This is a genomic window from Beijerinckiaceae bacterium, from assembly GCA_004564215.1.
GTDB lineage: Bacteria > Pseudomonadota > Alphaproteobacteria > Rhizobiales > Beijerinckiaceae > Methylocapsa.
In genome coordinates this window covers 2,064,390-2,088,684 of sequence record CP024846.1, presented here as the reverse complement: position 1 = coordinate 2,088,684, position 24,295 = coordinate 2,064,390, and the positions used below count along the sequence as shown (strand labels likewise).

Below are 24,295 nucleotides of genomic sequence, written 5' to 3'. Positions count from 1 at the left end.
AGAATTTGTGGCCTCCTGCGCAGTTCCCTGCCGGCCACGGAGCCCTGGACATGATACAAAATCTCCTGTCGATAGCAGGGTCCGATCCGAGCGGCGGCGCGGGCCTTGAGGCCGATCTGAAAACCTTTGCCGCACTGGGCTGCCATGGCATGGCCGTCACCACTGCGGTCACGGCGCAGAACACCCTTGGCGTAACTGACGTGCATATTCTTCCGGCGGAGTTTGTCGCCGCGCAGATTGATGCGATTTTCGAGGATATCGAGGTCGGCGCCGTCAAGATCGGGATGTTGGCCAGCCGGCCGATCGTCGAGGCGGTGGCGGAGCGCCTCGCGCTTTATAAGCCCCGTTTCATTGTCCTCGATCCTGTCCTTGCGGCCACGAGCGGCGACGCGCTGAGTGCATCCGGCACAGCCGAAGCGATCGTGCGTCATTTTTTCCCGCTGGCAACTCTCATCACGCCGAATTTTTATGAAGCGGCGCGCCTCTCGGGACATGTCCTGGCGGCAGATCCGGCCGGCATGCGCCGTGCCGCCGGACTTCTCCATGCGCGCGGCGCAAAAGCCGTGCTCATAAAAGGAGGTCATATGAGCGGGCCGACTGCCGACGATCTCTTGTTCGACGGCGTTTCTTATCGGCTCTATTCGGCGCCGCGCGTTGCAACCCGCAACACCCATGGCACCGGCTGCACTTTAGCCTCGGCGATCGCTGTGTACCTTGGCAAGGGTGTGGAGCTTGGCGAAGCGATCGATTCCGCGAAGAGCTTTTTGACGGGCGCGCTTGCCGCAGCCGACACGCTCAGCGTCGGTCGCGGCCATGGGCCGGTCCATCATTTCCACAAACTCTGGTGATGCTGATCGCGAGCTGCCGCGGACTCGGACAAAGCGGGGGCAGCCTCTTGAAACACGATTCGGCCCTCGACTTTCCCGTCGATGATCTTCTTCGCCTCGACGTAATCCATCACATCGAGGGCAATGAGCCTCGTACCGGAGTCCGCGGTTGCCCGCGTCATGCCGGCAAGCATCCCATAGCCATCGCCACCTAGCGCGAGGAAATCATTCGTCGCAACCTTGTAAGCGCGGGCGGGATCGAGCGCTTGGCCCTTGATGCGCACCGCTTTGACTCGCGTGCCCGGCGCGGCCTTGGGGTCGGCGACAACCGTCAATCCAGCCACCTGCGGAAACCGGCCAGACAAGCGATCGAGTTGGGAAAGGCCGTTTTCAAGAGCCGCTTGAATATTTGCGCCTGAAACAATCGTAAGCATAGACTTGTTGCCGAACGGCAGTTCTTCGAGGATATCCCGCTTCAGCAGCCTGTCCCCAATCTGATACACCTTGTCACCCCGGATGCCCCCGCCATTGATGATGGCGAGATCGGCATCGGCCGCCTTTAAAAGCGCATCGGCAAATAGATTGCCGATTGCGCATTCCCCCGAGCGCACAATTTGGGTCCGGCTATCGAGCGGCGCGGCGAGCGTTGCGATTTCGACATCGAAGCGCTTTGCCAATCCGGCCTTATAGACATCGATCTTTTGCTGCAGGCCCGGATCCGGAGCGACCGTTGCGGTATCGATGACGCGGAAATTCGGCCACCACGAGATGGAACGGAATGTCTCGCCTTGCGTGATCGAAACGTCGAGATCGACCACCGCCACATAATTGGCATCCTGCTCGGATTCGACGAGCGCCGTGCGGCCATTGAAATCGATATGCAAATCGTGATTGTGGCCGGACAGAACGAGATCGACAGCCTGTAAATTCATCAAGGCCGATCCCGTCGGCTTGTCGGCGTGTACGATCGCAACGACGAGATCCGCTCCCGCCGCGCGGGCTTGCTTCACGTTTTCCAGCACCGAGGGGATGGTCGGCATGAATTTGAGGTCGCCGGGACGCGAGGCGATGCCGGTAAATTCATACGCCGACCCGATCAGCGCAATCTTGAGTCCATCGGCCTCGATTGCCAATTGGTCTTGATGGCGCGGCAATCGCGCGCCCTCGCTATCCCTGAGATTGGCGGCAAGGAAAGGGAAGTTGGCTTCCTTGACCCGCTCGAAATAGACGTCCTTGCCGAAGTCGAATTCGTGATTTCCCGGAACGAAGGCATCGAGACCCACCTCGTTATAGAGATCGATCATATGGGCCCCTTCATCGAAGCTCGATAAAAGGCTCGGCGACAGCGTATCCCCGGCATGGACACAGATCAGACGGCGCTTTTCACCGAGGGCCTTGGCGCGCTCCGCCTTCACCACGGTCGCGAAACGGGCCAGGCCGCCGCGCCCGTCCTTGTTCGCCTCCATGCGATAAACATCGTTCGTAAGAAGAAAGCTCACCCGGATCACGCTGCCGGCGGCCCGCGCGGGCGGCGCGGCCGCGCTCGCACCCGCGGCCAGCAGGGTGACCAAGGTCTGGCGGCGCGAGAGCTTTGGCATTTATCCCTCTTCGTATCTCAATAAAGAATGATCGAATTCGATGGCCGGCCCAGATTACGCAAATAGATAAATCAATGCCTCGAGAGGCCGGCCTTCGTCGGATAGATATCCCTGCGCCACTCCCAGCACGGCGGCGAACCACGCAGAATGACCAATCTCGTAACCATGCCTGCGTAATGTTTCACTGGCTTGACCGAGAAAAATTTGGAGGGCTCCAGGAGGCATTTCGTCCTTATGACTGCCGACGACACCACGCCGGAAGAAAAATTTGCCCGCCTCGAAATTGGAATCGGGCCAGCCCTCTCTGGCTTCCTTACCGCGCAGATTCGAGAAAGCCGCCGCCTCGGCGACGGCCTTCAAATGATCGATGTCCCTCGAAATGCCGACGAACTCGCAGAATCGCTGGAGCTGCTCCACCGGTTGCGTAAGCAGGTCTTCATATTTGATCAGCAATATTTCCGCCCCATAGGGGTTTTTTGTCCATGCGTCGACATGCCGGGGCCAATGACAGGGGTATAAGTCGGTTTCCGGCGTGACGAACTCTTGAAAATCATATTTTACCTTGTCTACCGCCTCCCGATAATGGCGATAGGAAACCATCGCGTCGCGTCCATCGCGGAGCAAATAAACCACCCGGCGATAATCCGGGCGAGGCAGCGAATGCTCCTTGAAAAACATGCGCGGCGCATAGCGGCGATAATATTTGAGCAGGCTGGCGTCCGGCACGAGATCCTGCACCGCCGCAATAGGAGCCCACTTGGGATCCACGCCATAGACGACACCCGCGACGAGATGCTGAAACCAGGTATTTCCTGACTTGGGATACCCGACAATGAAGACATCGTCCGGTGAGAAATCGGAGATCGGGATAAATCCATCCGGAATGACATCAGCGGTCGATCGCCTGAATGCCTGAAACGCGGCACCGATCCTCTTTAGAATACCACCAAACAACTGAGCCTCCTTTATCCGCAGAGCCTGAAACTAGCATTCTAGTGCTGAATGGACATTTGGGCCGAAACAAGAAAGCCAGAGGATCGCCGCGCCAGCAAGCCGTCTTCCAGACAAAGCAGAGTAATTGTCGTCGCCATCGCGATGGAAAATAGGCGCCGGGGCACTTCCATGAGGAAGCTCTCCCGTCACGCTAGCGCATAGCTTCCTGCGTAGCCTTCCGGGACTTCGACGGGTGCGGCAATGACCGAAGCGAAGGAAACAGAAAAACAATCGCGTTCCGGCCGCACCTGAAATCCATGGGGCGTCGGTTCGACGGAGAAGTTTTTCAGATGCTCCGAAATTCCGGCGCCAAAGGCCTTGAGGACGGCCTCCTTGCAAGTCCAGATTTTGTAAAAAGACTGCTGCCGCGCCGCCGCGTCCAGCCCTGAAAGATAGCGGTATTCCGCATCCGAGAAAAATGAACGTGCCAATTCCAATTCATCCTCGGTCGCGCGGATCAATTCTATATCGACGCCGATCGGCCGTTCGTCGGAAAATCCAACCAAGGCCCAAGCCCCCGAATGCGAGGCATTGAAATGAGGCCCGCGTGCCCCGGCCAAATAGGGCTTGCCGTGAGGCCCCTGCGCGAAAACGATGTTTGCCGGCGCAATCCCAGTCACCCGACCGAGGAGATTGCGCAATATGCCGCGCGTCAAAGCAAATAATGTTCTGTCCTGCGCGCGGCGAAACCGGTTGGCTTGCTCTCTCTCGCCAGCATCGAGATCATCCCACAGATCCTCCGGGACTCCGGAGAGCCCGGCGGGACCGATGAGCCAAAGCGTGACCTTGGGGTCCCCACTTCGGGCGGTTGGCAAGGTCAATTGTCTGACAGGAAGGACGCGTGGGTCAGGCATTTCCATCATGAGCAAGATATTCGTCTATAAATCTAAGAAATAAAAGCACAGCGAGCAACAGGAACAGGTAATCTAGGCCTTTGAGCGCGTGAATACGCCTGGCTGAGCTCGAACTATACGAACCGCGGCGCGTCCAAATGAACGCAACTATGTGGAAGCCTTGGCCGACAGCCGGTCTAACGGAAAAAATTAAGTCTTAATTTACCTTCCCTTCGTTAGATTCACGCTAAACATGTGAATTTCAGCCGCACGCGAGCGTGGGCGGGCGTCTCGCCGGGAGTTAGGCAGAGACATTCAGCCTCTCTTTTCCAGTCGGCAAGCCATGCTATGAGGAGAAGCTGAAGTTTTTTGCCATGGCGCAGTGTCGGGCGCGCGCGAGGTCTGCTTGGTCCAATTTGAAAACGTCGGCTTACGCTACGGGATGGGAGCGGAAATCCTCAAGGATTTGAGCTTTACCATTGAGCCGCAGTCGTTTCAGTTTCTGACCGGTCCCTCGGGCGCCGGCAAGACGACGCTTCTCCGCCTTATTCTTTTGTCTTTGCGGCCGACGCGCGGGTCGATCGGTCTGTTTGGGCGCGATGCCTTAACCCTCGACAAGGCCGAGGTGACCGACCTGCGGCGGCGGATCGGCGTGGTCTTTCAAGATTTTCGGCTGCTCGACCATCTGACGACCTATGAAAACGTCGCCTTGCCGCTGCGCGTGCGCGGTAAGGAGGAAGCAAGCTACAGGGCTGAAGTCACCGAACTGCTGCATTGGGTCGGTCTCGGCGAGCGCATGCATATTCTGCCGCCCGTGCTGTCCGGTGGCGAGAAACAGCGCGCCGCGATCGCCCGCGCCCTGATCGTGCGCCCGGAGCTTCTTCTCGCCGACGAGCCAACCGGCAACGTCGATCCGAGCCTCGCGCGAAGACTGCTTCGGCTGTTTACCGAGCTCCATAAATCGGGAACATCGGTGGTGATCGCAACCCATGACCTCGCCTTGATGGATCAATTCGACGGTGCCCGCCGATTGGTCCTCGGTGACGGCCGCCTCCACATTTACGATTGAGGCGTAGGATGAGTTTTTTCTCGGGCGCATTTCGATTGGTGCAAGCGGCGGGAAGCGGTGGTCATTTGAATTCGAGCGGCATCCTCAAGACATTGAGGCGGGAGAGTAACCGTGATACCGCGCTTGTGCCGGCGGCCTCCATCGCCGGGCGCGCGCTGGTCACCGTCGTCGCCATCATGACTTTTTTGGCTTCGCTCACCGCCGGCGCAGCTATTCTCATCAGCGATGCCTCGCGCGGCTGGCAGGACGAAGTTGCGCGCGAGATGACGATCCAGATCCGCCCGACGGTGGGCCGAGATCTTGAGGCGGATACGGCGAAGGCCGTCGAGCTGGCGCAGCGAATGCCGGGCATCACCGCTGCGCGCGCCTATACCAAGGCTCAATCCGAGGAACTCTTGCAGCCCTGGCTCGGCTCGGGGCTCGATCTTTCCGAATTGCCGGTCCCGCGCCTCATCGTTGTCGCACTCGATCAGCATGAGCGTTTGGACATTACGGTCCTTCGCAAGGCGCTCGCCGATGTCATTCCAGGCACCAGCATCGACGACCACCGACTCTGGATCGAGCGGCTCGCCGTCATGGCGAAAACGGTGGTGTTCGTCGCGGCGGTGATCTTTGTTCTGGTCCTGGTGGCAATGGTCATGGCGGTTGCGTTCGCCACCCAGGGCGCCATGGCGGGCAATCGGGAGATTATCGGGATCCTGCATTTCGTCGGCGCCGCCGACAATTATATTTCGCGCCAGTTCCAGCGCCATTTTTTCCGCCTCGGCTTGCGCGGCGGTGCGATCGGCGGAGTTTTGGCGATCATCGCCTTTCTGTTGTCGGGAACTGTGGCCGCGTGGCTGCGGGCCACGCCCGGCGGCGATCAGATGGAAGTCATGTTCGGCGATTTCTCGCTAGGGCCGAATATCTATGCCGCGATCGCCCTCATCGCTGCCGGCATCGCCATCGTCACCGGCTTCGTGTCGCGGGTTATCGTATATCGTCATTTGCGGGGATTGAGCTGAGGCGAGCGAGCTGTTCTCTCGCGATCAAGCAAAGCACGCTTGCGCGCGACGCCCCAGCGATAGCCGGAGAGCGCACCATCCGTCCGCACAACCCGGTGGCAGGGAATGGCCACCGCTATGGCGTTGGCCGCACAAGCCCCGGCGACGGCGCGAACCGATTTGGGCGCTCCGATCCGCTTGGCGACATCGGCGTAGCTTACCGTCTTCCCGGCGGGGATTTCGCGCAAGGCCTGCCAGACCCGCTGCTGAAAGGCCGTTCCCCGCACGTCGAGCGGGAGATCAAGGCCGGTTGCCGGCGCTTCGACGAAACCGACGACCTTGGCGACCAGCGCTTCAAACTCTGTGTCGCCACCGATCAGCTCGGCATTCGGAAAGCGGTCCTGCAAATCCCGCGCGAGGGTGTCCGGATCGTCGCCCAGGAGAATGGCGCATATGCCTTTCTCGCTTCTTGCCACGAGAATCGAACCCAACGAGCATTCGCCGATCGCGAAACATATTTTGGTGTTGGCACCGCCCGCGCGATAGGCCGTCGGTGTCATGCCGAGGATTTCGTTTGAGGATTCGTAGAACCTGCCGTTGGAATTGAAGCCGGCGCCGTAGATTGCTTCGGTCACCGAGCTGTCGCCGCGCGCGAGTTCGGCTCGGACCCGTTGGGCACGATGCGCCGTCGCATAGGCCCTGGGAGTCAAACCGGTGACAGCCTTGAAGAGCCGATGAAAATGGGAAGGGCTGAGCCCCGCCGTTTGGGCAAGCGCGTCCAAGGTTGGGACCTCGTCCGCAGATTCAATGCTTCGGCAGATCGCCACCATTTTTGCGGCCTGCTGCTCACTCAGCGCAGGCTGGTCCGGCTTGCACCGCTTGCACGGACGAAAGCCCGCTCGCCCGGCATCTTCGCGAGTGAGATGGAAGGCGACATTTTCGGGCCGCGCTAAGCGAGCGGCGCAGGACGGACGGCAATAAACGCCGGTTGTTTTGACGGAATAATAGAATTGCCCGTCGAAACGGCGATCCCGCGTGGCAACCGCTTGCCACCTCGGATCCCGATCGGCGAGAACCCGGACACTCGCCGTTTTTTCCAACATCGGTTCGGTCCTCTTGCCGTCCATCTGGAAGATTATGTAGCGCCGGGCCGCTGCCGGCACACTCCGGCTCTTGCTATCGAATTGGGAATTTTCATTCGGACGAGGAGAAACACCTTTAGCCTCGAGACTTGGCCCGCAAATTCTGCTGGCTTACACCGGCACACGGACAGTCGCCCGGAGACCACCAGCTTTGCTGTCGCTCAGGCTGATGTCTCCGCCATGCGAGCGCGCAACATCGAGCGCGATGGCAAGGCCAAGCCCGGTGCCGCCCTCGTCCTGATTGCGTGCCTCATCAAGGCGGACAAAAGGCTTGAAGACATCCTCGCGCCGATCAACCGGGATGCCGGGACCGTCGTCGTCGATGTGGATGGTGAGAAACCGGAGATCCCGGACCGCTTCGATCCAGATCCGCTTGCCATGATTCTGCGCATTGCTAATGAGGTTGGCGAGACAGCGCTTGAACGCATTGGGCCGCACCGCCACGATTGGATCGCCGCTGAAGCTGATTTGAACATCGCAGCCGGCCCGTTCGGCATCAAGCCGCAGGTCCTCCAAAAATTCCTCCATGTCGACCTTGGCGGTGCTTTCGCCGGCGTCTCCTCGCGCAAAGGCAAGATAGGCTTCCAGCATGTGCTGCATTTCCAAGACGTCTTTTTGCAGATCGAGCGTTTCGTCGGTCTTGCTGATCAGAGCCAGCGAGAATTTGAAGCGCGTGAGAATGGTGCGAAGATCATGGCTCACGCCATTCAGCATCGCGGTGCGCTGTTCGAACGCGCGTTCGATGCGACGCTTCATTTCGATGAAAGCATAACCGGCCTGGCGCACCTCGCGCGCCCCGCGCGGGCGAAAGTCGAGATCGCGCCCCTTGCCGAACGCTTCAGCGGCACCCGCAAGCGAGAGGATCGGCTTGATCTGGTTCCGCAAAAAGGCGATGGCGGCGACAATCAGAACGAAGGATGTGCCGATCATCCATAACAAAAAGATATGCGAGTTCGAGGCATAGGCGGCATTGCGAAGCGCGACAATTCGCAAGATCGAATCCTCGAGCTTGATCCGGATCTCGATGAAGCTCGAGCGACCCACCGTATCGAGCCAAAAGGGCTTGCCTATCTGACGCTTGATCTCGTTCGACAAGGCGCCATCGACAATGGAGAAGAATGGCTTCGGCAGCGCCGGCGGCAATTCCCCCTTAGGCAGAAACTCCATGTCTATCTTCAACCGGTCCTGGGCGATTCGCGCCAGGATGTCGTCGTTTGCCCGGCCCGGATAGGAACGGTGAAGCTCGACGATCGCGGCTATATCCTGAGTCAGCGCGGTTGAAAGCCGCGTGGTGACGAGCTGCCAATGCCGTTCCATGAAGACATAGGTGAGCACGCACTGCAGGATGATCATCGGCGCAAGGACGATCAGCAGTGCGCGCGCGTAAAGGCCTTTTGGCAGAAGCAAGGCGGCCCAGCGCCAAAAGCCACGCCACCAGGAGCGTGGCCGCTCTAGGGAAAGGGGGAGGGAAAGGCTCAAGGCACGTCCCCGTTCAAGCTGTTTCAGCGGTCGATCAGCAAACGGTAGCCTGCGCCCCGCGCGGTTTGCAAATGCAGTGGGTTGGCCGGGTCGCGCTCGATCTTGCGGCGCAGCCGGTTGACCTGAACATCGACCGTCCGTTCATTGGCGGCAATACCCGACCCAGCCAAGGCTTCGCGGGCAACGGTCTCACCCGCGTTTTCCGCCAGAAGTCGTAGCATTTCGCGCTCACGATCGGTGAGCCGGATAATCTCATCGCGCTGCCGCAGTTCGCCGCGGCCGATATCGAAGCTGAAGTCGCCAAATCGTACCACGCTCAGCGGTCGGGAAATCGAGCGCGGCATCGCGCGGCGGAGAATCGAGGCAATCCGCAAGGTGAGTTCGCGGGGTTCGCAGGGCTTGCCGAGATAATCATCGACTCCGGTTTCGAGGCCGCGGACGCGGTCATCGGCTTCGGTCCGCGCGGTCAGCATCAAAATGGGAACATGCGCGAGTTCCGTTGCATCGCGGCGAAGCCGCGCCGCGAACTGGAAACCATCCTCGCCCGGCATCATGACATCGAGAACGATGAGGTCGAAGGAAAGGCTTTTGAGGTGGGCCATCGCCTCGGCCGCATCGCCCGCAGTTGTGACGCGATATCCTTGTTCGCAGAGCACGCGAGACAGCAGCGCTCTGATCCGCCGGTCATCATCGACGATCAGCAAATGGGCGGCATCGTCGGCAGGCACGCTGGTCGCGGGATTTGCATCCGATAAAATATTCAAAGCGGTGTTTCCTTGGCCGTTGCCGGGGAGCCCGCGCCGACCAGAGCCGCCACCTTGGCCCGCTCCCCCGCATCGACCATCGCCAGGAGGAAATCAATCGCGCCCGAGCGAGCCCCGGGGGGCAATTCGGCGAAGACCTCGGCGAACCGCCGCGACTGCAACTCCGCGATCTCGAGCGCGAGCGCCTTGCCGCGCGAAGTCGGAAACAACTGACGCTGGCGGCGATCCTTCATGCCTGGGCGGGCCTCGACATAATCCTGATCGAGCAATTCCTTGAGGACGCGATTGAGACTTTGCTTGGTGATTTTCAGAATATCCAGCAATTCGGCGATTGTGAGGCCCGGCCTTCGCGACACAAAATGCAGCACCCTGTGGTGCGCCCGGCCAAAGCCAAGGGTCTCGAGGAGGTGGTCGGCGTCGCCGACAAAATCGCGATAGGCGAAAAACATCAGCTCGATCAAATCGAACATCGGAGCCACACCAATCGGCTCCGCGGCAACGCCCTGCCCGCGCGATAGCCTTTGCGAAACATCCTGCTTCGAAACCGAATCCACTGGACCGCCTTTTATGTCAGCACTATTGACATATTTCAGGAAGCTGGTTACCCGTCAAGAAAGAACCAGCAGATGACTTTTTCTGACCGGGATATATCTTTATTTTGTCCGGCGCCAGACGAGGCAGAGCGTCAAGGCCCGCGCAATTTGGGCTCACGAACCAGCCGCAAGCCCAGGAGGGACCGATGTCGGTTTTGCCTTTCGATCAGCGCGAAGGCTTCATTTGGATGAATGGCAATCTTGTCGCGTGGAGAGAAGCAAAGCTTCACGTTCTCTCGCACGGCTTGCATTATGCCTCTTGCGTCTTTGAGGGCGAGCGCGCCTACGGAGGCCGCATCTTCAAATCGACCGAACATTCCGAGCGGTTCCGAACTTCGGCCGAACTCCTCGACTTCGAAATTCCCTATTCGGTGGCGGAGCTAGACCGGGTCAAGCAACTCGTTGTCGAGAAGAACAATCTGCAGGATTGCTATGTTCGTCCGGTGGCCTGGCGTGGCAGCGAGATGATGGCCGTCGCAGCGCAAAATTCGACGATCAATGTGGCTATCGCCGTCTGGGACTGGCCGAGCATGTTCGACGTCGAGCAGAAAATGAAGGGCATCAAGCTCGATCTCGCTGAATATCGGCGGCCCGATCCGCAGACCGCCCCCTGCCGTGCCAAGGCCGCCGGGCTCTATATGATCTGCACAATTTCGAAACATCGGGCCGAACGGCGCGGCTATGCCGACGCCATGATGCTCGATTGGCAAGGCCGGGTTGCCGAATGCACAGGTGCCAATATTTTCTTTACCTCCAATGGAGTCATCCACACCCCGATCGCCGATTGCTTCCTTGACGGAATCACCCGCCGCACGGTGATCGAACTGGCCAAACGCCGCGGCATTGAAGTGATCGAGCGCCGCATCATGCCGGAAGTCCTGATGGGTTTCGAGGAATGCTTCATCTGCGGCACCGGCGCGGAAGTCACGCCCGTTTCCGAAGTGGGATCGTACAAGTTTACGCCCGGCGCTATCTCCCGCGCCCTGATCGACGATTATTCCGCGGAAGTTCGGCCGAAGCAAAAGGCGGCGTGAAAATCCGTTAGCCCATGCAATCACGACCCTCGGGCCCGACTGCCGCCGGTTGTCTTGGCCTCGACCATTTGCTAGGTTGCGCGCGGACGTCTTCTGGCGAACCTCCTGCGTCCAAGCCATCGGCTTTGTTGCCCTGGCTCGACATGCCCTTGAACTAGGACAGCCGTTTTGCCGCAGCCGCTTGTAATTGTTCAAGCCCTATGAGCAACCAGGAAAAATCCCTTTTCATGACGTTTCTCATGACCCCGGACATGGCCAATTTTTCCGGCCACGTGCACGGCGGATCGATCTTGAAGCTTTTGGATCAAGTGGCCTACGCTTGCGCCGCGCGGTACTGCAAGAACTATGTGGTGACCGCCTCGCTCGATCAGGTGATTTTCAAGGAGCCTATCAAGGTCGGCGAATTGGTGACCTTCAAGGCCAATGTCAATTACGTGGGCCGTACTTCGATGGAGATCGGGATCAAGGTGATTGCCGAGAACCTGACGACCAAAGCGGCCCGCCACACCAATTCATGCTACTTCACGATGGTGGCGCGCAGCGAGGAAGGCCAGCCGGTCACCGTCCCGCCGCTTGAAATTGAGACCGAAATCGAACGGCGGCTGTTCGAGGCGGGAAAGATGCGCAAGGAAATGCGCGAGGAAATCATGGAACGAAACAGATCGTTGCACGTCGGCATGCCGGACTGACACCGGGTTTCAACTGTTTCTCTGTGCGTCCGCCTAACTTTCCAGCCCGAGCGCTGCCTTCACCTTGTGCGAATAGCCATAGATATCGTCACGCAATTGCAGGTGCCCGGCTTCGTCCACGAAGGCGGTAAAATATTCGAGGTGAATCGGGAGAGGTTTCGGCAGATGGACATAGCGTTCCTTGCCGCCGATCAATTTCTTCACGCGCTGCTCGCTCCAACCATTGCCGCGCCCCAGCACCGTCTCGGCGAAACGGAACGGGTCATCGACACGCACGCAGCCGTGGCTGAAGGCCCGCTTCGGCGAAGAAAACAATTTGCGGCTCGGCGTGTCATGCAAATACACCGCGAAATCATTGGGGAACATGAATTTGATACGCCCGAGCGCATTGCGCTCACCGGGCGGCTGACGCACGACAAGACGGCCGCCGCGGGAGAAAACTTCATAACCCAGCCGATGCAAATAATTAGGGTCCGAAGCAAGTTTCGGGAGCATCTCTTTCTTGATGATGGAAGGCGGCACGTTCCAATAGGGGTTGACGATCAGAAATTGCATCCGGTTGGAAAAAATCGGCGTTGGAGTTTGCTCCTTGCCGACAATAACGCGGTGACGCTCGACGACCGCGCCCTTTTCGACGACGACGACCTCATAATTCGGAATATTCACTTCGATCCGTGACTCGCCCATGTCGCGCGGCATCCACCGCCAGCGCTCCATATTGGCGATGATCTCGGGTTCTTGATGCGAGGGCTGGCCGCCCATTACGGCCACGGTCTTGGTGGTCAAGGTCCCCGAAGGCGGAAGACCATTGGCTTTCTGGAAATCCGCGACTGCGGCGGCCATTTTGGTGTCATAGATCCGATCGCGAGCCTTATCTTGCGCGTCGGACCCACCATCAAGGCTGAGGCGGGCCCTGATGAGCGGGACGCGCGGATCGCGCATGCCCGGACGAAGAACCGGACCGGCCGGGATGACGGCTCCCCCTTCGGCAATATTTCGTCCCTTGCGCATTTGGACGAGTTTTTCGCGCAGCGCTTCATACGGTTTCTGTGGCGGGTTGAAGGATCGAAGCTGGTCCCCGCCATTTTCGCCGGCTGTAGCAACGGTGGCCAGAATGATGGCGGGATCCGCGACTTCCGGTTCAAGCCCGATCAACCGCGAAACGGTGCCCGGATCGATTCTGCTTCCGCTGGCTTGTCTTCCATAGGCCACGACGGCGTCCGTCAGGGCGATATCGGCGGCGGCCACTTCGGCATCCGTCCCGGAAGGTGAAAATCCGATGGCAGCGCCCTTGAGGTCGAGCCCATCGTCTCCGGCATGAGCAAGCCGTTCGAGAACGGGGGCAACCTCGCTGTTGGCTTTGCCGTCCCGCGACCACAACGGCGCGAAATCCCGCATGGCGTAGAAAGCCCCAATCGCTTCCCGATCGCGGCGGCTCAGGATTGCACTCCGAGCGGCGGACCGCGTTTCAAGTTCGGCCTTGAGGGCGGCATTGACAGCCGGCATGGCAGTCTCTTGCGGCGGCGCCTGCTCGGAGTCGCCGCCTGAGGGTGCGACGACGGCGTCCTTTCCCTCGGGCAAGCTCTCGGGCGGCATCGGAGCCGCCTCGCCTGTTTGCGGTGCAGCTTCTTCAGGCTCGGTTGCGGCGTCGCTTTGATCGTCATTCTGCGGTTCGGGCGAAGCTTCGGCAAAAGGATCCCCATGCGCGGGGGACATGGCTAATTGCGCAGGCAAAGCCACGCCAAGCCCGGGGCTCGCATCCTCGGCGCGTGCCGCCAAACTCGCGACACAAACAAATAAGGCCAGAGCCAAAACGGTCCGACCGGCCACTTGCCAGGGCGCAAACATAATCCTGCCTTTTGCCATATTTAGATCGCGTCGACCTTGATGGAATCAGACTAACGCGCGAACCGATGCGTGCGAAGTCACATCGGATAAATTTTCATTGCGGGGGGCAGGGCCGCCACAATTGCGTCTTGGAGGGGACGATGTCCCGCTCATGCTGCGGCCTCGTCGCGGCGACCTTCCGCGCAGGCAAGGTCAAGGGCTTCCATCTTATCGGGCTCAATGTGATATTGCCTCAATTTACGATAAAGGGTGGAACGGCCGATCCCGAGCTTGCGCGCGACAGCGGACATCTGGCCGCGATAATGGACCAGCGCGAATTTGATGGCTTCGGCTTCCAATTGCTCAAGCGACCGCGCATTGCCGTTTTGGTCGAGCAGCGCCAGGACATTGGGATCGCGGACCTCGACGCGCACGAACTCTCTTTCGCGCGGCGCTTGGCTCGCACCCGGAGCCGGAGCCGCCGGGACCCTGACGTCAAATCCTTCCACCCGTTTGGCGATTTGCGGAAACTCGGCGACGGTCAGCTCATCGCCATCGGCGAGTACGACCGCGCGAAACACGGCGTTTTCCAATTGCCGCACATTCCCCGGCCAATCATAGGCGCAAAGCAGGGCGAGCGCCTCGGCGCAGACTCCGCGAAGCCGCTTTCCTTCCTCCGCCGCAAATCTCGCGCAGAGTCGTCGCGCAAGACCCGCGATATCATCGGGCCGCGCCCGCAGCGGCGGTATGAAAACGGGGAACACATTGATCCGGTAATAAAGGTCCTCGCGGAAGCGGCCGAGTTTGACGAGTTCGATCAGATTCTGCGTGGTCGCGGAAATCAACCGTACATCCGCCTTCACCGGCCGTTTCGTCCCTGCCGGATGAACCTCACCTTCCTGCAAGGCCCGCAGCAATTTGGCTTGCACGTCGAGCGGCAATGCGCAGATTTGATCGAGGAACAAGGTGCCGCCGTGCGATTCGACAAATGCACCTGGGTTTGCAAATAGCACGGCGTCAGCCGAATGCTCGGTCAAAATGTTGCAATGGACCGTCTTGAAGGGTCGACCGCGACGCTCCGAAACGCCGTGGATGGCGCGGGCAATCAGTTCCTTGCCGGTTCCGGCTTCGCCTTCGAGCAACACCGGAATGATTGATTTCGCCGCCCTTTGGCCAAGCTGGACGACCCGCTCCATTCCGTCGCCTTTGGCCGCGAGATCGTCGAACGACAAACTGGCGGTCGCCCGCCGGTTCAAGAAGCCAACCTCATCTTCGAGCAAAGTCGCGGCGAGCGCATTCTTGATCGAGACCTGGAGTCGTTCCGCCCCAACTGGCTTCACCACGAAATCATTCGCGCCAAGACGCAGGGCGGAGACAACCGATTCGATCGAGCCCCGCGAGGTCTCGACGAGCACGGGCAGCTTATGGCCGCTTTCCCGCAACCGCGAAAGCACCGTCATGCCGTCTGTGTCCGGCATGACGAGATCGAGGATCAGAAGATCGATCGGCTCTCCCGCCCGCTCCAGCCTGGCGAGCGTCGCCTCCCCGCTTTCGGCGGTCTCGGTTTGATAACCGAAGCGATGAACCAGGGTTTCGAGCAATTGCCGCTGAACGGGGTCGTCATCGGCGATTAATATCTTAGGGGACATGCAGCCTCGTGGTGGGTCCAGGCCTGACGACGCAAACGTCAGGGTGAAGTCGGCCCACAAGATTTGGGCCGACGGCTAGACCCAAACAGAAGCAATTCATCTGCTTGGGTCTAGCCATTGGAGCCTCCGTGACCCGTTGGGCGCACTATGGGTAATTAGGGTAAATGGGATATTAACGGGAGCCGAAGCGGCGCTGGCGGCCACAATTTCGTGCTATGAATCGCGCAATTGTTTTGACCAAGGACGAGGCCATGCCGAATCGCCTGTGGGTGTTTTTGAAATCCGAGGACAACCAAAAACTCCTTGGCTGGATCGGCGGCGGGCTTGCGCTTATTGCCGGCGGACTTTGGGCGGTGTTCGTTTATTTTTTCCCGGCGCCCCAGACAAAACCCAATCCGCCGCAAAAGCATATCGAAGCCGATTGCGGCAGCGTCGCGATCGGCGGCGATGTGTCGGGGACGTCGATCACAGCCGGCAATAGTGGCGACTGTCCGAAACCCCGGCCATAGCCATGTGGCGGGTCGTCCTGGCCCTCTGTTTGTTTTTCGCCTTCATATCGGGAGGCCAGGAAACCTATGCGCAGGAACGGCCTCCCATTCATGCCGAAGGCGGAAGTGTCGCGATCGGCGGCAATGTTTCGAACAGCACGATCGGGGTTCCTTACGAAAAGCTCGAGGAAGCGGTTCGTTCCCGGACCAAAGACCTCAGCGATCTGTCGGACTCGCAGAAGGATACGATTTCGCTTCTCAAGGAAAAGCTCGACCTCAATCAGAACCAGGTTCGCAGCGCCTTGGAGATCGTCGGCGAAGCCAATGTTCCACCCGAGCGGCTCGCCGCGAAACTGGCCGAGATTGCCCAGAAATATAAGGAGTTGCAAAGGGCGGCGGCGGAGCAGCCCGGCGACGATGCGAAAATCACCACATTGAAGGCGGCCGCCCAAAGGGCGATCCAAGACGGCCAGCTCGGCGAAGCCGACGATCGTTTGGCCGCGATCGAGAAGATCCAAACCGAGGCGTTGGACCGGCTGGCGCTCAATGCCGCGCAAACCTCCGCCCAGCGCGGCGATCTGGCCTTGACGCGTCTGCGCTATCTCGATGCGGCGCAACGCTTCACTGAGGCGGCGGCAAAAGCGCCGGTGGGGAGCGATGCGCGGTGGACATATCTCAACAACGAGGCCGATGCTCTTCACCGGCAAGGCAGCGAATTTGGAGACAATGCGGCCGCGTACGCGGCGATCGAACGCTATCGCAGCCTGGGCGAACTTAAAACCCGGCAGGCGTTTCCGCTCGATTGGGCCATGGCCCGAATGAACCTCGGCAACGCGCTTTGGGTGCTTGGTGAGCGTCAGGCGGGGACCGCTCTCCTCGAAGAGGCCGTCGTCGCGGTTCGTGACGCTTTGCAGGAATTTACGCCTGAGCGCGCGCCTCTCGATCGGGCCACGGCCCAACTGAATCTCGGCAACGCCCTGGTCACGCTCGGCGAGCGGGAGAGCGGAACCGCGCGGCTCGAAGAGGCCGTCGGCGCCTATCGTGAAGCTTTGAGGGAACGGACCCGCGAGCGCCTGCCGCTCGATTGGGCGATGACAGAGGTCGATCTTGCCAATGCGCTGGCAAGACTCGGCGAACGCGAAAGCGGGACGACGCGGCTGGAAGAAGCGGTTGTGGCCTATCGAGAAGCCGCGAAAGAAGCGACCCGCGAGCGGGTTCCGCTCCAATGGGCGATGACGCAAATCAATCTCGGGGCCACCCTCGTCATGCTCGGCCAACGGGAAAGCGGGACCGCGCGGCTGGAGGAAGCCGTGACCGCCTATCGTGAAGCCGTGATGGAGGCGACCCGCGAACGCGTGCCGCTCCAATGGGGCATGGCGAGAGTGAACCTTGGCAATGCGCTTATGACGCTGGGTGCGCGGGAGGCGGGGGAGAACGGCACCGCGCGGCTGAACGAGGCTGTTTCCGCCTATCGGGAAGCCCTGCTGGAGTTCACCAGAGAGCGCACCCCGCGCCAATGGGGCATGACTCAAAACAATCTGGGCCTCGCGCTGGAAACACTGGGCATGCGCGAAGGAGACCCAGCCAGACTGAACGAAGCCGTGATTGCCTTTCGTGCAGCCTTGGAGGAATTTTCCCGGCAGAGCGCGCCGACCCAATGGGCCATGGCCCAGAACAACCTCGGCCTTGCGTTGGAAGCGCTCGGTACGCAGGACAGCGGAACCTTGAGACTTGAAGAAGCCGTTGCCGCCTTTCGCGAGGCTTTGAAGGAACAGACCCGCGGGCGCGCGCCGCTGCAATGGGCCATGGCCCAGAACAATCTAGGCGTTGCCCTCAAACTGCTTGGCGAGCGGGAAAGCGGAACCGAACGGTTGCAGCAGGCCGTTGCCGCTTTTCGCGAAGCCTTGAAGGAATTCAACGAAAAGCAATCGCCCCATTACTGGCAAACGGCTGGCCAGAATTTGAATCAGGCCCTCGCTCTGATTGCCGAACGCAAGGCGCAATCCAAAGCGAGGAAACGGAGATAAGGCCCCCCGCAAGCGTTAACTTCGCGCAAAGGTTGATTGCGGGCCCTTCTATCCGTTATGATTTTTTATTGGACATCCTTCCGAAAATAGAACGGTTCTCAAATGCTCCTGCGCGCATCTGGATTTCTCCGCACTGTTCACGCCACTCGGCAATCCAGCGCAAAAGCCAAGCAGCCGGCTGAATTCGACGGCTTGCCGGAATGGAATCTTGCCGATCTTTATCCGGCGATGGATTCGCCGGCCTTTCTGGGCGATCTCGCCAAGGCGGCGGCCGAATGCACCGCCTTCAATTCAACCTACAAAGGCAAGCTCGAAGGCCTAGCCAAGAAGCGCTCCGGCGAGGGGCTTCTCGAGGCCGTGCAGCGCTATGAAGCGCTCGAAGAACTTTTAGGGCGCATCATGTCCTATGCCGGGCTCGTCTATGCGGCCAATACGGTCGATCCCGCGCGGATGAAATTTTATGGCGATACGCAGGAAAAAATAACCGCCGCTTCGTCGGATCTTTTGTTCTTCGAACTTGAATTGAACCGGCTCGATGACCGCCTCATGGCCAAAGTGGCGGGAGGCGCGCTCAAATATTATCGGCCCTGGCTTGAAGACATCCGCAAGGGCAAGCCTTATCAGCTCGACGACAAACTCGAACAATTGTTCCACGAAAAATCGATTACCAGTTTCGGTGCGTGGAACCGGCTTTTCGACGAGACGATCGCGAGCTTGCGATTCGTCGTCGATGGCCAGACGATGACGATCGAGCCCGTGCTCAATTTGATGCAGGATCCGAAAGAAAAGACCCGCGAAAAGGCCGCCCTTGCGTTCGGCGCGGGCCTCAGAGGAAACTTGCGGACCTTTGCGCTCGTCACCAATACGCTCGCCAAGGACAAAGAGATTTCCGACCGCTGGCGCGGGTTCAAGGATGTCGCCGACGCGAGGCACCTTGCGAACCGAGTCGAGCGCGAGGTCGTCGACGCATTGGTCTCGGCCGTGCGCGAGGCCTATCCGCGCTTGTCGCATCGCTACTACAGGCTGAAGGCGAAATGGTTCAACAAGCCCGCCCTGAAGCATTGGGACCGCAATGCGCCGCTGCCGCATGCCGCCTCGAAGAACTATCCCTGGGGCGATGCGCGGGACATCGTTCTTGGCGCCTATGATGCCTTCTCGCCAAAGATGTCCGGCATTGCCAAGCGCTTTTTCGACGAACGCTGGATCGACGCGCCGGTGCGGCCGGGCAAGCAGCCGGGCGCCTTCGCGCATCCGACCGTGCCGTCCGCGCATCCTTACGTGCTTTTGAATTATCAGGGCAAGCCGCGCGATGTGATGACGCTCGCGCATGAACTCGGGCACGGCGTACATCAGGTTCTGGCCGGCCCCAATGGCGCGCTCATGGCGCCGACGCCGCTGACGCTCGCCGAGACCGCGTCCGTATTCGGCGAAATGCTGACCTTCCGCGCCTTGCTTCTGCGCACATCCAGCGCTCCCCAGCGTCGCGCCTTGCTCGCCGCCAAGGTCGAAGACATGCTGAACACTGTCGTCCGGCAAATCGCCTTCTATTCATTCGAGCGCAAATTGCATCTCGAGCGGCGCAAAGGCGAACTCACCGCCGATGATATTTGCAGCCTATGGATGAGCGAGCAGGCCGACAGTCTCGGGCCTTCGATCGAATTCGGACCCGATTACGAGACCTATTGGGCCTATATTCCGCACTTCGTGCATTCCCCCTTTTACGTCTACGCTTACGCCTTCGGGGATTGTCTGGTGAATTCGCTCTATGGCGTCTATGAGGGCGCGCAAGACAATTTTGCCGAACGCTACCTCGCCATGCTGTCGGCGGGAGGCACCAAGCATCATTCCGAACTGTTGGCGCCATTCGGACTGGATGCGCGGGATCCGGGGTTCTGGCAGATCGGGCTCAAGATGATCGAGTCGATGATCGCGGAACTCGAAGGCCTGGAATTTTCTCATTCCTCGTAAGGGGCGGGCGGAGCCGGACGGGAGCGGCGCGTTTCAAGCTCCAATGCCATGGCCACATCCTCGATCGCCCATTGGCCGATGCGAAACTGGTCCTTGAATCGCCCGACCTCGACGAAACCGATTTTTCGGTAAAGGGCCGACGCCGGCCTGTTATGGGTAAAGACCCAGAGATCGAGCCAAGCAAGACCGGCGTCATTGGCAAAAGCGATCGCCGCGCGCAGCAAACCCTCCCCCAAGCCTTGCCGTCTGTAGGGCGGCTCGACGCCGACGGCGATCTTGGCGCGATGTTGCTTGACTTTATATTCCGGGCCGGTGAGTTCGAGATGGCCGATGATCGCCCCATCGACATCGCTTCTAATTCCCCACATTCTTTGCCAGCCTGGCTCGCCGATCCTGCGGGCCCAATTCGCGATCCTATTCGCACGTTGGCGCGGTTCATGCGCGTCCAGAGGCGGCCCGGTAATCGCCGAAAAAAATGGCAAGCCCAATCCATCGGTCTCGGCGTTCTGGCGGTTGAGATGGTCCGCCAAAGCCTCGTAGTCGCTTGGTCCAAGGAGTTCGGGGCTCACCCATTGTCTCCGGTTTGTTACTCGTCCCAGACCGCGCCCTCAAAAGCATCGAGCGGGATTTTCAGATAACGGCGGCCATTGCTTTCGGGCTCGGGCAGGCGGCCACCTCGAATATTGACCTGCAGCGAAGGCAACAGCAATTTTGGCAGCGGCAAAGTTTTGTCGCGCGATTCGCGGAATGCGACGAAGGCCGCCTCATTGCCGGTCCGCACGAGATGCGTGTTGCTTCGTTGTTCGGCAATCGTGCTCTCGAAGGACACCGCCCGGCCACCAGGCTGATAGTCATGCCCGGTGAACACCCGGAACTCCTCAGGCAGGGCAAGAATTCTCTGAATCGAGCGCCAAAGCTGCGCCGCATTGCCGCCGGGAAAATCGGCACGCGCCGTCCCATAGTCCGGCGCAAACAAGGTGTCGTGAACGAAGACTGCGTCGCCCATGACATAGGTCATCGAGGCCGGCGTATGGCCAGGCGAAAGGATCGCCTCAACCTCGATTTCCCCGATCCGAAATTTTTCGCCATTGGCGATGAGCCGGTCCCATTGCGATCCGTCTGCGGGGAGGTCGGGCCAATTGTAAATCTGCTTCCAGACTTTTTGGACTTCGCACACGCCATCCCCGATAGCGACGGGTGCATGCGTCTTCTGTTTTAAATACCAGCTCGCCGAGAGATGGTCGGCATGGGCATGCGTGTCGAGAATAAGTTCGATCGTGAGCTGCTGCTCATTCACATAGCTCAAAATCGCCTCGGCAGATCGTGTTGCCGTCGTGCCAGACTTTTCCTCGAAGTCGAGGACGGGATCGATAATAACGCATTTCTTGGTGGCCGGATCGAAGACCACATATTGGACGCTGGAGGTGCGCTTTTCGAAAAAGCCTTTTACAACGGGTTGTTTTCCAGTGAAGCTGCGCATGTTGGTTCTCGCCAAGGCCTTGATCGATCATATAAGCCGAAAGACCGTTGCGGAACATAGTGACCCTCCGAGGTTTGCGGAAAACGTTCGGAGAAATCCAGGAGGGACGTTGGTGTTGCCTCCGGTTGAAAAAAATCATAATCTCAGCTGGACAGTTGGCACGTCGCACCGTCGTCGAACGAAAAGAGGCGCGGGATGAAGCGGACATCTTTGTGCGTGTTAATGACGGCCATGATCGCCGCCACGGCCGGGTTCATACCTCCCGCCGCATGGGCTGACGAGACCTGCCTCTCGCCCTACACGGCCGCCCTCATCAAAGGTCAGGAGGCTTATGTTCATGTCTGGACGCTCGGGGACAAAGATCTCGGCGATGGTTCCGACAAGCTTGTGACGATTGAAGCCGATCCAAAATCGAGCAATTACGGTAAGATGATCAGCAGCGTTTCCGTCGGTGGCCGCGGCGAGGCGCATCACATGGGCTTCACGGACGACCGCAAATATCTTTGGGCCGGTCGGCTCGACGACAGCAAGATTTTTATCTTTGACGTCGGCACGGATCCGTCGAAGCCAAAGCTCGTCAACACAATTACCGATCTTCCCCAAAAGACCGGCTTCATCGGCCCGCATACGTTTTATGCCATCCCCGGCCGGATGGTGATCGGCGCCTTGTCGAACGACAAGACCCACGACGGCATGACCGGAATTGCGATTTATAACAACAAAGGAGAGTTTCTCTCCGCCCATCCGATCCCGGCCGACAAGGGCGGCGACGGCTATGGCTACGACATTGCCATCAATCCGAAGAAGAATGTGTTTTTGACTTCGAGCTTCACCGGCTGGAACAATTACATGAGGGATCTCGGCGCCCTCATCAAGGATTCCGAAGCCATGAAGCACTTCGGCAATACAATGGTGCTGTGGAATCTCAAGTCGCTCCAGCCCGAAAAAATCTTCAGCGTTCCGGGCGCGCCGCTCGAAATCCGTTGGTCCCTGAAGGAAGGCGACGATTGGGCCATCACCGCTTCGGCTCTGACCTCAAAGCTCTGGCTCATCAACCATGACGACAAAAATGAATGGCAGGCCAAGGAAGTCGGCACGATCGGCGATCCGGCCAAGATTCCCTTGCCTGTCGATATTTCGATTGCGGCCGATGGCAAGACGATTTGGGTGAACACGTTTATGGACGGCACCACCCGTTTGTTCGATATTTCCGATCCTACGAAGCCCGTGCAGATTTTTGAGAAAGTCACCGGCAAGCAGGTCAACATGATTTCCCAAAGCTGGGATGGAAAGCGCGTCTACATCACCTCATCGCTGCTCGAAAACTGGGACAAAAAGGGCGCCGACAACGAGCAGGTCCTGCGCGCCTATGATTGGGACGGCAAGGATTTGAAACTCAAATTCGAGGTCGATTTTTCCAAGGAGCAGCTCGGCCGTCCCCACCACATGAAATTTTCCGGACCGATGGACAAGGCTTCGGTCGATCATCCGATCCGCGCCGCGTCACGGTGATTTATCGAGCGGCAGGGCAGGCGATTGTCCGAGTGCTTTGCACTGCGCTGATCGCGACGGCCAGTGTTCCATCGAGCCATTTGCCGGTTGCCGCAGAGGAGCGCGGCGGGCTCTCCCTTCCCTTGCCCGGAAGCTATAGCCTCGATCATATTCAGCGTGTGCCCGCTGCCATCGTGCTCGAAGGCAGCCGCTTTCCGCGCTCGCTCGCGCGCTACACGACCGGGGCCATCACGCTTCTCGGCTTTTTCTATAGCTATTGCACTGACCCGAATGGCTGTCCCCTCGCCTGGGATGCTTTTGAAAAGATTCGCGGGGAGATCATTGCGCATCCGGATTTGCACGGCCGCGTTCGCCTCGTGTTTGTGAGCATTGACCCGGCGCATGACACGCCGGACGTCCTTCGCTGGTTTGCACGGCGCTATGAGGCCGAGACGGCCATCCTGCCATGGGTTTTTCTGACCACCTATTCGGAATTTTTTCTGCGACCCTTGCTCCGCGATATGGGCGAGGAGATTTCCATCGACCGGGAGGCATCGGCGCGGGGCGTTTTGGTCTTGAACCATATCCTCAAAGTTTTCCTGATCGACACTGATGGCTGGGTGCGGGAGATTTATTCCAACCAATCGCTCGATCCCGCCGCAATCCTCGGCGACATCAGGACGCTGCTGATCGAAGCGGCAAAACAGACGAATTGATTCCGTCTAATTTCCCCGGCGTTCGTCCTGCCGCATCAGTCCCAGCCGGTAAATCGCCAAAACATTTTCGATCAAGCCTTCGTCATCGGCCGGATCAAACAACTCAGGGGGAAGCTGTCGATCCGCGATCAAATGGGCAAGCCCGTGAACCAAAGCCCAAGCGCCGATGGCTGCTGCCGCGCGCGTTTCCTCCGGCGTGATCGCATCGATCGCCTGCCTCAGGGCCTCGAAACTCTGCTCGGCGACCGCTTTTAGGGCCGGAAACGGATCCTTCGCGAGTTCCGGCCCGAACATCAAGAGATAGACCGCCGGCTTCTCGCGGGCGAATCCGACATAGGCGAGCCCCAAGGCGCGAAGGCGCTCCAGGCTTTGCTTGCCCTCGGCGGCCCGCGCCATCGCCGCTCTAAGCGTTTCAAATCCATCCGCCGCCATGGCCGCAAGCAGCGCCTCGCGGCTGTCGAAATGGCGGTAGGGCGCATTATGTGAGACGCCGGCCACGCGGGACACCTCCCGCAGGCTGACATGCGCGGGCCCCCGCTTTTCCAAAAGCTGCAGACCCGCCTCGACCAGGGCCCGCCGAAGATCCCCGTGATGGTAGGGGGAAGATTCCGGCTTGATAGATGTTGACAACAGCAACATTCCCTC

At 59.5% G+C, this 24,295-nt stretch carries 22 protein-coding genes; 10 read left to right on the top strand and 12 right to left on the bottom strand.

Features of this window, described 5'->3' with window-relative positions; all coding sequences use genetic code 11:
• The first annotated feature begins 50 nt into the window (after positions 1 to 50).
• Positions 51 to 848 carry a bifunctional hydroxymethylpyrimidine kinase/phosphomethylpyrimidine kinase gene (gene thiD, locus CU048_09745; protein QBR71512.1) on the top strand — a complete coding sequence of 266 codons (798 nt, stop codon included), beginning with the start codon at positions 51 to 53 and terminating at the stop codon, positions 846 to 848.
• Here the strand turns inward: thiD and CU048_09740 are convergent.
• From CU048_09740 to CU048_09730, 3 genes are all read right to left on the bottom strand, one after another.
• The gene (locus CU048_09740; protein QBR71511.1) at positions 827 to 2,425 is read right to left on the bottom strand and encodes a bifunctional metallophosphatase/5'-nucleotidase; all 1,599 of its coding nucleotides are present in this window, start codon (positions 2,423 to 2,425) and stop codon (positions 827 to 829) included. The two genes, thiD and CU048_09740, sit on opposite strands and share 22 nt — an antisense overlap.
• Positions 2,426 to 2,479: 54 nt before the next feature.
• Positions 2,480 to 3,400, bottom strand: coding sequence for a hypothetical protein (locus tag CU048_09735; GenBank protein ID QBR71510.1), 921 nt, complete (start codon positions 3,398 to 3,400; stop codon positions 2,480 to 2,482).
• Between the two features lie 164 nt (positions 3,401 to 3,564).
• The gene (locus CU048_09730; protein ID QBR71509.1) at positions 3,565 to 4,281 is read right to left on the bottom strand and encodes a 4-phosphopantetheinyl transferase; all 717 of its coding nucleotides are present in this window, start codon (positions 4,279 to 4,281) and stop codon (positions 3,565 to 3,567) included.
• A 376-nt stretch (positions 4,282 to 4,657) separates the two neighbouring features.
• On the opposite strand from CU048_09730, the gene ftsE reads away from it, so the two are divergent.
• Complete coding sequence (gene ftsE, locus CU048_09725; protein ID QBR72823.1) at positions 4,658 to 5,320, top strand: cell division ATP-binding protein FtsE; 663 nt, start codon at positions 4,658 to 4,660, stop codon at positions 5,318 to 5,320.
• A gap of 65 nt (positions 5,321 to 5,385) precedes the next feature.
• Positions 5,386 to 6,324, top strand: a complete 939-nt coding sequence (locus CU048_09720; protein ID QBR72822.1) for an ABC transporter permease — start codon at positions 5,386 to 5,388, stop codon at positions 6,322 to 6,324.
• On the opposite strand, the gene CU048_09715 is transcribed toward CU048_09720, so the two are convergent.
• From CU048_09715 to CU048_09700, 4 genes are all read right to left on the bottom strand, one after another.
• Complete coding sequence (locus CU048_09715) at positions 6,303 to 7,406, bottom strand: bifunctional DNA-binding transcriptional regulator/O6-methylguanine-DNA methyltransferase Ada (GenBank protein QBR72821.1); 1,104 nt, start codon at positions 7,404 to 7,406, stop codon at positions 6,303 to 6,305. The two genes, CU048_09720 and CU048_09715, sit on opposite strands and share 22 nt — an antisense overlap.
• Positions 7,407 to 7,556: 150 nt before the next feature.
• Entirely contained in the window at positions 7,557 to 8,798 is a 1,242-nt protein-coding gene (locus CU048_09710) for a two-component sensor histidine kinase (GenBank protein QBR72820.1), read from the bottom strand.
• 149 nt (positions 8,799 to 8,947) lie between these two features.
• Positions 8,948 to 9,688, bottom strand: a complete 741-nt coding sequence (locus CU048_09705; protein ID QBR71508.1) for a DNA-binding response regulator — start codon at positions 9,686 to 9,688, stop codon at positions 8,948 to 8,950.
• Positions 9,685 to 10,158: a MarR family transcriptional regulator gene (locus CU048_09700; GenBank protein ID QBR72819.1), complete on the bottom strand. Its 474-nt coding sequence runs from the start codon at positions 10,156 to 10,158 to the stop codon at positions 9,685 to 9,687. Before CU048_09700 ends, CU048_09705 begins: the two co-directional genes overlap by 4 nt.
• A gap of 269 nt (positions 10,159 to 10,427) precedes the next feature.
• Here CU048_09700 and CU048_09695 point away from each other — a divergent pair, with 269 nt between their 5' ends.
• Positions 10,428 to 11,315: a branched-chain amino acid aminotransferase gene (locus CU048_09695; protein ID QBR71507.1), complete on the top strand. Its 888-nt coding sequence runs from the start codon at positions 10,428 to 10,430 to the stop codon at positions 11,313 to 11,315.
• A gap of 200 nt (positions 11,316 to 11,515) precedes the next feature.
• On the top strand, positions 11,516 to 12,004 hold the full coding sequence (locus tag CU048_09690) for an acyl-CoA thioesterase (protein ID QBR71506.1): 489 nt from the start codon (positions 11,516 to 11,518) through the stop codon (positions 12,002 to 12,004).
• Between the two features lie 33 nt (positions 12,005 to 12,037).
• Here the strand turns inward: CU048_09690 and CU048_09685 are convergent, their stop codons facing one another.
• Entirely contained in the window at positions 12,038 to 13,870 is a 1,833-nt protein-coding gene (locus CU048_09685) for a L,D-transpeptidase (protein ID QBR71505.1), read from the bottom strand.
• Between the two features lie 131 nt (positions 13,871 to 14,001).
• Complete coding sequence (locus tag CU048_09680; protein ID QBR71504.1) at positions 14,002 to 15,480, bottom strand: sigma-54-dependent Fis family transcriptional regulator; 1,479 nt, start codon at positions 15,478 to 15,480, stop codon at positions 14,002 to 14,004.
• Positions 15,481 to 15,695: 215 nt separating this feature from the next.
• On the opposite strand from CU048_09680, the gene CU048_09675 reads away from it, so the two are divergent.
• The 3 genes from CU048_09675 (at position 15,696) to CU048_09665 (ending at position 19,963) form a co-directional block, all read left to right on the top strand.
• Entirely contained in the window at positions 15,696 to 15,989 is a 294-nt protein-coding gene (locus tag CU048_09675) for a hypothetical protein (protein QBR71503.1), read from the top strand.
• Between the two features lie 2 nt (positions 15,990 to 15,991).
• Complete coding sequence (locus CU048_09670) at positions 15,992 to 17,995, top strand: hypothetical protein (protein ID QBR71502.1); 2,004 nt, start codon at positions 15,992 to 15,994, stop codon at positions 17,993 to 17,995.
• Positions 17,996 to 18,097: 102 nt separating this feature from the next.
• Complete coding sequence (locus tag CU048_09665) at positions 18,098 to 19,963, top strand: oligoendopeptidase F (protein ID QBR71501.1); 1,866 nt, start codon at positions 18,098 to 18,100, stop codon at positions 19,961 to 19,963.
• Here the strand turns inward: CU048_09665 and CU048_09660 are convergent.
• Entirely contained in the window at positions 19,951 to 20,562 is a 612-nt protein-coding gene (locus CU048_09660; protein ID QBR71500.1) for a GNAT family N-acetyltransferase, read from the bottom strand. The genes CU048_09665 and CU048_09660 overlap by 13 nt on opposite strands.
• Positions 20,550 to 21,443: an MBL fold metallo-hydrolase gene (locus tag CU048_09655; GenBank protein QBR71499.1), complete on the bottom strand. Its 894-nt coding sequence runs from the start codon at positions 21,441 to 21,443 to the stop codon at positions 20,550 to 20,552. Before CU048_09655 ends, CU048_09660 begins: the two co-directional genes overlap by 13 nt.
• A gap of 195 nt (positions 21,444 to 21,638) precedes the next feature.
• Here CU048_09655 and CU048_09650 point away from each other — a divergent pair, with 195 nt between their 5' ends.
• The gene (locus CU048_09650; GenBank protein QBR71498.1) at positions 21,639 to 22,955 is read left to right on the top strand and encodes a selenium-binding protein; all 1,317 of its coding nucleotides are present in this window, start codon (positions 21,639 to 21,641) and stop codon (positions 22,953 to 22,955) included.
• Entirely contained in the window at positions 22,817 to 23,650 is an 834-nt protein-coding gene (locus tag CU048_09645; protein QBR71497.1) for an electron transporter SenC, read from the top strand. The genes CU048_09650 and CU048_09645 overlap by 139 nt, the downstream gene beginning before the upstream one ends.
• Before the next feature lie 6 nt (positions 23,651 to 23,656).
• Here the strand turns inward: CU048_09645 and CU048_09640 are convergent, their stop codons facing one another.
• Positions 23,657 to 24,289, bottom strand: a complete 633-nt coding sequence (locus tag CU048_09640; protein ID QBR71496.1) for a TetR/AcrR family transcriptional regulator — start codon at positions 24,287 to 24,289, stop codon at positions 23,657 to 23,659.
• Between the last annotated feature and the right edge of the window lie 6 nt (positions 24,290 to 24,295).

Coding starts and splice junctions, on each gene's coding strand:
- thiD (QBR71512.1), top strand. CDS start 51: ATGATACAAAATCTCCTGTCGATAGCAGGGTCCGATCCGAGCGGCGGC.
- CU048_09740 (QBR71511.1), bottom strand. CDS start 2,425: ATGCCAAAGCTCTCGCGCCGCCAGACCTTGGTCACCCTGCTGGCCGCG.
- CU048_09730 (QBR71509.1), bottom strand. CDS start 4,281: ATGATGGAAATGCCTGACCCACGCGTCCTTCCTGTCAGACAATTGACC.
- CU048_09715 (QBR72821.1), bottom strand. CDS start 7,406: ATGTTGGAAAAAACGGCGAGTGTCCGGGTTCTCGCCGATCGGGATCCG.
- CU048_09710 (QBR72820.1), bottom strand. CDS start 8,798: ATGATCATCCTGCAGTGCGTGCTCACCTATGTCTTCATGGAACGGCAT.
- CU048_09700 (QBR72819.1), bottom strand. CDS start 10,158: ATGTTCGATTTGATCGAGCTGATGTTTTTCGCCTATCGCGATTTTGTC.
- CU048_09695 (QBR71507.1), top strand. CDS start 10,428: ATGTCGGTTTTGCCTTTCGATCAGCGCGAAGGCTTCATTTGGATGAAT.
- CU048_09690 (QBR71506.1), top strand. CDS start 11,516: ATGAGCAACCAGGAAAAATCCCTTTTCATGACGTTTCTCATGACCCCG.
- CU048_09685 (QBR71505.1), bottom strand. CDS start 13,870: ATGGCAAAAGGCAGGATTATGTTTGCGCCCTGGCAAGTGGCCGGTCGG.
- CU048_09680 (QBR71504.1), bottom strand. CDS start 15,480: ATGTCCCCTAAGATATTAATCGCCGATGACGACCCCGTTCAGCGGCAA.
- CU048_09675 (QBR71503.1), top strand. CDS start 15,696: ATGAATCGCGCAATTGTTTTGACCAAGGACGAGGCCATGCCGAATCGC.
- CU048_09670 (QBR71502.1), top strand. CDS start 15,992: ATGTGGCGGGTCGTCCTGGCCCTCTGTTTGTTTTTCGCCTTCATATCG.
- CU048_09665 (QBR71501.1), top strand. CDS start 18,098: ATGCTCCTGCGCGCATCTGGATTTCTCCGCACTGTTCACGCCACTCGG.
- CU048_09655 (QBR71499.1), bottom strand. CDS start 21,443: ATGCGCAGCTTCACTGGAAAACAACCCGTTGTAAAAGGCTTTTTCGAA.
- CU048_09650 (QBR71498.1), top strand. CDS start 21,639: ATGAAGCGGACATCTTTGTGCGTGTTAATGACGGCCATGATCGCCGCC.
- CU048_09640 (QBR71496.1), bottom strand. CDS start 24,289: ATGTTGCTGTTGTCAACATCTATCAAGCCGGAATCTTCCCCCTACCAT.